The 9,381-nt window shown below is 63.2% G+C and carries 9 protein-coding genes and 2 pseudogenes; all 11 read right to left on the minus strand.

Features of this window, described 5'->3' with window-relative positions; all coding sequences use genetic code 11:
* On the minus strand, positions 1 to 1,015 hold a 1,015-nt coding region (locus HLUSI_RS27470), incomplete at its 3' end, for a porin (protein ID WP_016833376.1).
* Positions 1,016 to 1,349: 334 nt separating this feature from the next.
* The gene (locus tag HLUSI_RS0107435; protein ID WP_016833377.1) at positions 1,350 to 2,300 is read right to left on the minus strand and encodes a PDR/VanB family oxidoreductase; all 951 of its coding nucleotides are present in this window, start codon (positions 2,298 to 2,300) and stop codon (positions 1,350 to 1,352) included.
* 12 nt (positions 2,301 to 2,312) lie between these two features.
* Entirely contained in the window at positions 2,313 to 2,759 is a 447-nt protein-coding gene (locus HLUSI_RS0107440; protein WP_016833378.1) for a RidA family protein, read from the minus strand.
* A gap of 4 nt (positions 2,760 to 2,763) precedes the next feature.
* Positions 2,764 to 3,810: an aromatic ring-hydroxylating oxygenase subunit alpha gene (locus HLUSI_RS0107445; protein WP_029363249.1), complete on the minus strand. Its 1,047-nt coding sequence runs from the start codon at positions 3,808 to 3,810 to the stop codon at positions 2,764 to 2,766.
* A 34-nt stretch (positions 3,811 to 3,844) separates the two neighbouring features.
* Positions 3,845 to 4,078, minus strand: a complete 234-nt coding sequence (locus HLUSI_RS0107450; RefSeq protein ID WP_016833380.1) for a recombinase-like helix-turn-helix domain-containing protein — start codon at positions 4,076 to 4,078, stop codon at positions 3,845 to 3,847.
* Positions 4,078 to 4,413, minus strand: coding sequence for a hypothetical protein (locus HLUSI_RS0107455; protein ID WP_016833381.1), 336 nt, complete (start codon positions 4,411 to 4,413; stop codon positions 4,078 to 4,080). The genes HLUSI_RS0107450 and HLUSI_RS0107455 overlap by 1 nt, the downstream gene beginning before the upstream one ends.
* Positions 4,414 to 4,424: 11 nt before the next feature.
* Positions 4,425 to 5,867 carry an ankyrin repeat domain-containing protein gene (locus HLUSI_RS27475; RefSeq protein ID WP_016833382.1) on the minus strand — a complete coding sequence of 481 codons (1,443 nt, stop codon included), beginning with the start codon at positions 5,865 to 5,867 and terminating at the stop codon, positions 4,425 to 4,427.
* A 79-nt stretch (positions 5,868 to 5,946) separates the two neighbouring features.
* Entirely contained in the window at positions 5,947 to 6,309 is a 363-nt protein-coding gene (locus tag HLUSI_RS0107465) for a hypothetical protein (RefSeq protein WP_016833383.1), read from the minus strand.
* 128 nt (positions 6,310 to 6,437) lie between these two features.
* Positions 6,438 to 7,828: pseudogene (locus tag HLUSI_RS27480) on the minus strand (aldehyde dehydrogenase family protein).
* Between the two features lie 119 nt (positions 7,829 to 7,947).
* Positions 7,948 to 8,874 carry a 2-oxoadipate dioxygenase/decarboxylase family protein gene (locus HLUSI_RS27485; RefSeq protein ID WP_414086514.1) on the minus strand — a complete coding sequence of 309 codons (927 nt, stop codon included), beginning with the start codon at positions 8,872 to 8,874 and terminating at the stop codon, positions 7,948 to 7,950.
* Positions 8,875 to 8,908: 34 nt separating this feature from the next.
* Positions 8,909 to 9,381 (minus strand): annotated as a pseudogene (locus HLUSI_RS27490) (saccharopine dehydrogenase family protein); the annotation flags it as partial.

The raw sequence follows: 9,381 nt of genomic DNA on the forward strand, positions 1-9,381 counted from the left end.
AAATGCCGGTGCCGTTCATGACCGCAAAGCGCGCGCTGCCGCCGGCGCGTTGATATGCCGCCTGGACGTAGAACTCGGTGCGCTTGGAGAACGCATGCACGTGGCTCAGGCTGAAGGTGTTCCAGCGTGCGCTTTCCAGCTTGGACAGGCCGTAACCGAAGTTGAGCGTGTCAGCCGCCGCATAGCGCCAGGCTGCGCCGAGGTCGAAGTTCTTTTGCTTCGGCGTGACGCCGGTTGGCAACGAGATCTTGACCTGGGTGTAGTCGGCGTTCAGGCGCACCGGACCGATGGTGTAACCGACGCCCGCAGCAGTGGTGCTCAGGCTGTTGAACACGGTTGCCGCGGTGCCGAGGCCGAGGCTTTGCAGGAACGCGCCGCCGTAGCCGGCTGCGCGATTGTTCAGCTTCGAATACGCCAGTGCGGCGCGCAAAGGACCGTTGGTGTAGGTCGCGCCGGCGCTGATGTTGCGGCCGTTGCTGTTGTCGCCGGCGACTTCGCCGAAACCGTACATGCCGCTCAGTTGCAGACCCGCGAAGGTCGGCGAGGTGTAGCGCACGGCATTGTCGAACTGATAGGTATTGGCCAGGCTGTCCAGGTTACCCGGGTGGAACAGGTACCAGTTGGTCAGTTGATAGCCGTTGGACAGCTTGCCGACGTAATCGAACACGATGTCGGGCATGTGGCCCATGGTCACCGCGCCGAAGTCGCCGGACAGGCCGACCGTGCTGTAGCGGTTGAACAGTTTGCCGGCGCTCGGTTGAGCGCCGCTGTCGGTATAAAAGCCGGTTTCCAGCTGGAAGTTGGCTTTGAGATTGCCGCCCAGATCTTCCGTGCCGCGGAAACCGATACGGTCCGGTTGCATGGTGCCCTGATCCACACGTGCGACCGATCCGCCCCCGAGGTTGCTGACATAGGCCACGCCGGCGTCCAGACTACCGTAGATCGTCACGTTGCTCTGGGCGAATGCGCTTGCCGCGAAGCCGGTGGCGGCGACGGCAAAGAGTACCTTCTTCATGAAAAACTCCCCTTCAATTAAGCACGGCTGACGCCGCGTTCACTGCTCTCATCTGCCCCGCGCCTATGAGAGGTGAATCCTGCAACCTGTCCAAGGTCCTACTGCGAGGCCATGATCTGGCGTCGTCCGGTGCTCGAAATCCTCACGTACTCAAGTACGTTCCGGTTTCTCCGCTCCGGGCGCCACCAGCTGATGGCCTCTCGCTACGGACCTTGAACAGGTTCGCGGGCGTTGAATCAGGTCTTTGTTTCACCCATGAATCAACGTTCCACAAAAATGTTCGGGCTCAAAAAAATGCCCGGCGCTTGCGGGCATTTTTGGGAGCGCTTAAGTACTACAGATCTAACACCAGGCGGCGTCCTTTACAGCCTGAAACGCACACCATCATCATTTTGTTGGAGGCTTTCTCCGCCTTGCTCAGCACGCCGTCGCGATGTTCCGGTTCGCCTTCGAGCACCTTGGTTTCGCAGGCGCCGCAGACGCCTTCGCGGCAGCTGTGTTCGACATCGAGACCGGCATCGAGGAGTGCATCCAGCAAGGATTTCCCGGCCGGCACCGTGACCGACTTCTTGCTGCGCGCCAGTTCGGCGACGTATTCATCGCCTTGCACGGCTTCGACGTTTTCCGCCGCAGCAAAACGTTCAATGTGCACGTTGGGCAGACCGAGTTCGGCGCAGATCGCTTCAAACGCATTCAACATCGGCGTCGGACCGCAGCAGTAGAAATGCGCATCCTTCGGCTTGCTCGCGAGGAAAGCGCGCAGGTCCGGCGGCGCGCCTTTCTCGGCGTCGAAGTGACTGCTCACTCCGGTCTGTTGCAGCAACTCGCTGGCGAACGCTGCTTCCGCACGTGAGCGCGCGCAGTACAGCAGCTCGGCCGACTTGCCCTTGCCGCGCAGGTAATTGAGCATGCAGGAGATCGGCGTGATGCCGATGCCGCCGGCGATGAGCACCGAATGCGTGGCGCTCTCGTCGACCGGGAAGTTGTTGCGAGGTGCTGAAATTCTCAGCGTCGCACCGACGCGCAATTGCTCGTGAACGTAGCGCGAGCCGCCACGGCTGTTGCGGTCGTTGAGCACACCGACGACATAGCGATGACGTTCGGCCGGCGCGTTCAACAACGAATAGCTGCGCACGATGCCGTTGGCCAGGTGCAGGTCGACGTGCGAACCGGCTTCGAAGGCCGGCAGTTCCGCACCTTCGGGCGACACCAGCTCGACGCTGACGATGCCCTGCGCTTCAAAGCGTATGGCCTGGACACGGACGGAAAGAAGAGAGCTGCTCATAAAAAATCCAAATCAGGAAACTGCTTGCTGCAAATCGATGTCGAGCCGCGCAAATGCATCGATCTCGACCGTCAATTCGGGAAACACCAGGCCGCTGACTTCCACCAGCGTCGAACACGGATAGGGACATGGCTGCGGCGCTGTGAAGAAATCGCGGCGCGCGCGTCCGACTTCATCCTTGTCCGCGATGTCCTTCACGTAAATCACCAGCTTGTAGATGCTGCCCAGCGTACCGCCGGCAGCCTCCACCAGATCGCGCACCTTGCCCAGCACCACCAGCGTCTGCTCGTAGGTCGACAGCACACTGTTGCGCGAGGCCGGATGCGCGGTCATGCCCGACATGGAAATCTCCTTGCCGATCACCAGGCAATTCGACCAGGTCGCGGCGGCCAGCTCGGCCACCTTGTCGGTCTTGATGTGACGCACTGTCTGCATCTGGACGATAGTCTGCGCAGTCATCCGCCTACGCTGCCTTGGCCGACTTGTTTTCCTGTGCCGCTGCTTCCTTCGCCAGTTGTTCCTTGGCGAGGTTGCGCATGTGGCGGCGCAGGCGGACGATGCCCATGTCGTGCTGGTACAGCATTTCGCGTTGGTTGGCGTCCGGCTCCATCACTTCCAGCACCGCGCGGTCTTGCTCCAGCACGTTCCAGTGACGCGCCTCCAGGCGGTTGCGATAGAGGAAGCGCCAGGTGTCTTTTTGCCAGCCGGTCAGCTTGCGGCAGCGCCAGTGGAAGACGGCTGCGATGTTGTCGACGATCGGCGTATAGCTGCCGACGATGTAGAAGCTGCCGCCCGGGCCGCCGGTCTTCGGATACGGGATCGCCAGGCGCATCCAGTGCAGATCGGTGTCGGCCCATTCGGTCCAGTCGAAGTTGACGTCGCGCTGGCCTTCTTTTTCGAAGATGAAACCGATGTCGGTTTCACGGATGCCGAACGAGGCGGTGTTGTCGCCTTCGGCCATCGAGTGCGATTGCTTGTGCAGGAAGGTGCCGTGCATCGGGTCCATGACGTTGTCCAGCACGTAGCGGTAGTCGCCCTTCCATTCGGTGTAGCACAGGAAGTTGGAATACTCGGGACTGGTCAGTTCTTCCGGCAGGCGCAGCGGCGGCGGTTCGGCGATGTCGCTGCCGGCGTTGAACAGGAAGATCGCGCCGCAGGCTTCGGTGACGTGATACGAACGGGTGGCTTTGGCGCCTTCCAGTTTGCAACCCGGGCTGCCGGGCACGCTCATGACGACGCCGTCGAAGCGGACTTGCACGCCGTGGTAGCCGCAGGCGATGCGGTCGCCCATGGCGATGCCCATGGACAGCGGGGCGCCGCGGTGCGGACAGTGGTCTTCCAGCGCGTGCAAGGCGCCGTTGGCTTCACGCCAGAGCACGAATTTCTTGCCCAGGCGGCGCAGCGACACAGGACGCTCGGCGACGAATTCGGACGGGCAAATCGGGTACCACAAATCTTTCAATCCAACGGCGAGGACCGCATCGACTGGATCATTGGCTGTCGTTCTCATTGACTATTCTCCTGAGGGTAGGCGGACTGTCGGCTTAGGCAGCCAGACGCGCGATTTCCTGTTGATAATTTTCCTCGGTCCAGACGCCGTTGTTGTACGGACAGCCGGGGCCGGTACGATTCAGATGCGCGACCAGCGCCGCCAGCTCGGTGATGCCGGCGCCGTAGGCACGCTCGATGGAATCGCCCAGCAGATCTTCATACTGGGTCGGCGCACGACGACGCGCCTGATGCGGATTGAGATAAACCTCTGTGACTGTTGCAACCATTATTGGCCTCCATTCTTGACGCGCTCGCGGATACGCTCACGCACAGGTACAAAATCGTAAGTCGGGTAGCATTCCGTGCGGAACACGCCCCAGGCGGAGCGTTCCAGCTCCACGTTCACCAGCGGCAGCAAGGCCGGCGGCAATTCCAGCGTGACAATCTGGCCCAGACCCATGGCCACGGTCCACGACACCACGCGCGTGCCTTCGACGGGAAAACGATCCCACCAGCCGACCTTCTTCATGTGCGCCTGGATGTCTTCCAGGTTCTTCGACTGATCGTGCTTGAGCAGCACGGTCAGCAGCATCAGCCCGGACTTGTTGTCGGTGTCGCTCATCGCTCAGGCCTTCAGACCGTTTCCGCTTCAAGCGGGATGGACCAGGCGTCGTAGCCGTACACCCAATCCGCATTGCCGCCTTCGCGCAGCCAGTTGTTGCCGCGCGAACCGATCTGGATCTTGCTGGTGCGTTCCAGGCGCAGTTCCTGATAAGTCTTCAGTGCCTCATCGATACCATCAACGCTCGCCACTTTTTCCAGGCAGCGCGCCAACACCACGGCGTCTTCAATCGCCATGCCTGCGCCTTGCGCCATGAACGGCATCATCGGATGGCTGGCATCGCCCAACAGTGTCATATGGCCCTTGGACCAGTGCGGCAGCGGATCGCGTTCGTACAGCGCGGTCTTCAGCACTTCGTCGCAGGCATCCAGCAACGCGGTGGCGTCGGGGTGGAAACCGGCATAGCTGTCGCGCAATTCCTGCACGCTGCCCGGCGTGGTCCACGATTCGAGATGCCAGGTTTCCTGCGCGGTGGTGGCGAAGATGAAAATGTCCTTGCCGCAGTTGAGCGGGAAGGTGACGATCTGGCTTTCCGGATCAGGGCCCCACCATTTGGTGAAGGCCTGCAGGTTCGGCACTTGCGCCACGCTGTCGGCCGGGATCACGGCGCGGAAGGCGACCACGCCGGTGAAGCGCGGGCTTTCCTTGCCGAACATGGCGCTGCGCACGGCGGAGTGGATGCCGTCGCCGCCGATCAGCACGTCGACCTTGTCGGTGGTGCCGTCGGTGAAGCTCAGTGTGATGCCTTGCGCGTCTTCCACAATCGCTTCGGCACGCTTGGCGAACTGCACGCGCCCGGCCGGGAACACTTCCGCCAGCGCCGCCAGCAAATCGGCGCGGTGGATGGTCAGTTGCGGTGCGCCGTATTTCTTCTCGGCGGTGTCGCCCATTTCCAGGCGCGAGGTTTCTTCGCCGCTGTCCCAGGTGCGGCTGATGCGATGGGTCGGGCGCGCAGCGGTGCGGCGCACAGCGTCCGCGATGCCCAGACCGTCCAGTGCGCGCACCGCATTGGGCGTGAGATTGATGTCGGCGCCGTGCGCCAGCAGTAACTCCACGATCTCCACGCGATTGAACATCGCGGCAATCATCAGGGCGGTCTTGCCGTCGGGCGATGCGCCTTCGATATCGGCGCCGCCGTCGAGCAAGGCCTGCACCACCGCGACGTGTCCCTTGAACGCCGCGCCCGCAATCGGCGTCTGGCCGTTGTCGTTGCGCAAGCCGGCATCGGCCTTGTGCTGCAGCATGACTCGCACCGCCGCAGCGTGACCGTGATACGCGGCCAGCATCAGCAGGCTGTCGCCCTTGTGGTCGCGCAGGTTGGGCGGCAAGCCTTTGGCGAGATAAGCCTCGAGCTCGTCGGCTTCGCCATGGCGCGCCAGGTCGAACATCCTGGCGGCGAAATCCAGTGTGGCGTCGTCGAGCTGGGCCGGATCGTTGGGTTGGGGAGCGGTCATGGCGGTTCCTTCAAAGCGTGAAAGCCGGTCGGGTGAAGGTATGACCGGCGACTGTCGTCGATCATAGCAGCCATTGGCGCTATTTGATGACGGTGATGACGGGCAAGGAGCTTGAGGGTTCCAGTTGGCCGAGCTGGCGGGGCAGGCAGCGGAAATTCAATTCCACCTCCATCGGCTTCCAGCCGCGCGTCTGCTGGCGCAATTGCAGCTCGCCGTCCTGGGCGGCGCACCAGGACGCCGCCTTTTGATGGCTGGCGGCGGTCAGCGCCGGCATCGACATGGTGTAGCTGATGCCGGTGGCGATGAGCTTGCAGGAGCCGTCGGCGTCCTCGGTAATCACCTGGCTGTAGTTGGCGCAGGCGCTCAGCGAACAGGCCGCGGCGGCGGCAAGCAGGTTGCGCAAGCCGGATTGCGCGGCAGTGCGAATTTCAGTGATGCGCATGATGGTTCTACGTGGAGTGGCGACGCGACCAGTGTAGAACCGGGCGAAAAACTATTACATCATCCTGATGCAACTTTACCTGTGTTCAAAATCGTCAAGGCAGTCTTTGTCGCTGTGGAATTGAAACGCTATCCGATATCGAACTGCACACCCTGCGCCAGCGGCAGCACGCGGCTGTAGTTGATGGTGTTGGTGGCGCGGCGCATGTAATTTTTCCACGCGTCGGAGCCTGATTCGCGGCCGCCGCCGGTTTCCTTTTCGCCGCCGAACGCGCCGCCGATTTCTGCGCCGCTGGTGCCGATGTTGACGTTGGCCAGGCCGCAGTCGCTGCCCTGCGCCGACATGAACAACTCGCTCTCGCGCACGTCGTTGGTGAAGATCGCCGACGACAGGCCTTGCGGCACGGCGTTGTTGAGCGCGATCGCTTCCTCGACATCGTCGTACGCCACGGCGTACAGGATCGGCGCAAACGTCTCGCGATGCATCACCGCGCTCTGGCGCGGCATGCGCACCAGCGCCGGCCGCACATAGTAGGCATGCTCGCCGCCAAACGTGGTCACGCGTTCGCCGCCAAGCACATTGCCGCCTTCCTTCTGCGCCTGCGCCAATGCCTGCTGCATCTGGTCGTAAGCGCCGCCGTCGATCAGCGGACCGACCAGTGTTTCGGGCGCGAGCGGATCGCCGACGCGGATCCCGGCGTACACGCGTTCGATGTCCGCGCATACTTTGTCGAACAGGCTGCGATGAATGAACACGCGGCGGTTGCCGTGCCGACCGCCGAGAACACGATGGCGCGCAGCGCCAGGTTGAGGTCGGCGGTCGGCGCCACGATCATGGCGTTGTTGCCGCCCAGTTCCAGCAGGCTGCGACCGAGTCGTCGGGCCACCGTCACGGCGACCTTGCGGCCCATCGCCACGCTGCCGGTGGCGCTCACCAGGGCGACGTCGGGCGATGCCGAGATCGCCGCGCCGACATTGGCGCCGCCGATCAGCAAGCCGCATAATCCGGCCGGCACGGCGCCGGGACGTTGCTGCCCGAAGCGCGCGATCGCCTGCCGCATCAGTGCCTGCACCGCCAGCGCGGTGACCGGCGTTTTTTCCGACGGCTTCCATACCACGGCGTTGCCGCAGACCAGCGCCAGCGCCGCATTCCATGCCCATACCGCCACCGGGAAGTTGAACGCGGTGATCACGCCGCACACGCCCAGCGGATGCCAGGTTTCCATCATGCGATGGCCGGGCCGTTCCGAAGCGATGGTCAGGCCGTGCAACTGGCGCGACAAACCCACCGCAAAATCGCAGATATCGATCATCTCCTGCACTTCGCCGAGTCCTTCGGCGCGGATCTTGCCGGCTTCCAGCGACACCAGCAGGCCGAGCGCTTCGCGTTTCTCGCGCAGCACTTCACCGAGCAGCCGCACCAGTTCGCCGCGCACCGGCGGCGCGCGGATGTGCAGCTCGCGGCCCTCGTGGGCGGAAAGATCGAGACCGAGGTCGGCGTACAGCGATGCGATATCCATGAAATTCCTTGTCTTGTTTCGTTCTTTTCTACGAGGCTGCGGCGCCTGCCGTCATCTTGAAAATTCCCTGCGCATTGCCGCTGTCGAACGTCAGGTCCAGTCGTTCGCCGTGCGAAGACTCATCTGTGTAGCGGTCCCGCGAGATGAACTCGTAGAACGAGCCCGGCACCTTGCGCGTCACCGGGCGACCGTGCTCGTCGGCCATCTCGCGCACCACCGTCGTAGCGCGGAAGGCGGTCTGGCGCACGCGGCCGTTGCGCGAGACTTCGATCTTGTCCTAGTAGTTCGCGCTGCGTCTGCGCCACCGCTTCGACGTCGGCGACGCGGTCGGTGGCGTGGTTGAAGACATTGCCTTCGGTGGCGATCCAGGCCATTTCGGCGGATTCCTGCAGCAGTGTTTCGTAGTCGGCCAGCGACGGTAAATCATGCTGGCGGCCGAAGCAGGACAGCAGCACCGGCAACAGCGCTGCAGCCTCGGGAACCGGCAGGCGGCCGATCTGTTCCAGCTGTTGCAATGCAGCTTTGCTGAGTGCGTCGAGCGGATCGATCGAGGTCGACAGCACGCGCGCCACCGCATCCTGGAACGCGATGGAGAAGCGCTCCGGATGCAATTCGCTGACAAAGAATTGCGCCACGCCCTCGTCGTCGTCTTCATGCGCATAGGCGCGTCCGGTCATGCCGAGGCGGTCGAGCGGATACACGCCGTTGAGGCGATAGCCGAGCGGCAGCAGGATGCGCGTGATGGCTTCCTGACCGGCCGGCAATGCGCCGGTCTGGGCGCCCAGCACGGTGCGCAGGGCGCCGTGGTCGAAGCAGATCTTGCGACCGTCGCGCACGGCGTCGGCGACATAAGCGGCCGCTTCCGGCACCTCGCCCAGCAGCTTGTTGAACAGCAGCATGTTGAGCGCCTGCGCGATTTCCAGCCGCGACGCGCCGGAACCGGCTTCCTGCAGCGCGCTCTCCGGCACCTCCAGCGTATCGAACAGGCGTTGCGCCGTCGCGCTGTCGCAGGCTTGCGTCAGCAGTGCGTTGAGGGTGGTGTCCATGTCTGCTCCTTGCGAATGTCGGATTTGCCGGGACCTAGACCGCGACTGCGGCCTCCCTGGCGTCCTGATTGGCGTCCTGATTCGCATAGTGTGACACGTACGGCGCATGCGGGTTTGCTCCCTGTGCGCCCTGGGCATAGACCCGGCCGAAGCGGTTGGCGAGGAAATCCGCCAGTGCGATCTGCTCCTGCCGGATAAAGCCGTGCGCCGGCAGTTTGCCCAGCCGGAACAGGTCCAGCGCCGTGCAGATGCCGGCCGCCGTGGTGATCTGGATCGCGCTTTCATGCACGCCGTCGCGGGTGGCGGCGAAGATCTTGCGAGAGAACACCTCCTGCACATGCAAGCCGTCGCGCATGCCGCTGACCGTCACGAACACAAGCACCACATCCTGCATCGTCGTCGGCACCGATTTGCGCAGGATGCCCTTGAGCTGCTCCTGGTCGTCGCGCAGGCGCAGTTCTTCCAGCAGGAATTTCACGAGGTCGCGATGGCCCGGATAACGCACCG

The organism is Herbaspirillum lusitanum P6-12 (assembly GCF_000256565.1).
GTDB lineage: Bacteria > Pseudomonadota > Gammaproteobacteria > Burkholderiales > Burkholderiaceae_D > Herbaspirillum > Herbaspirillum lusitanum.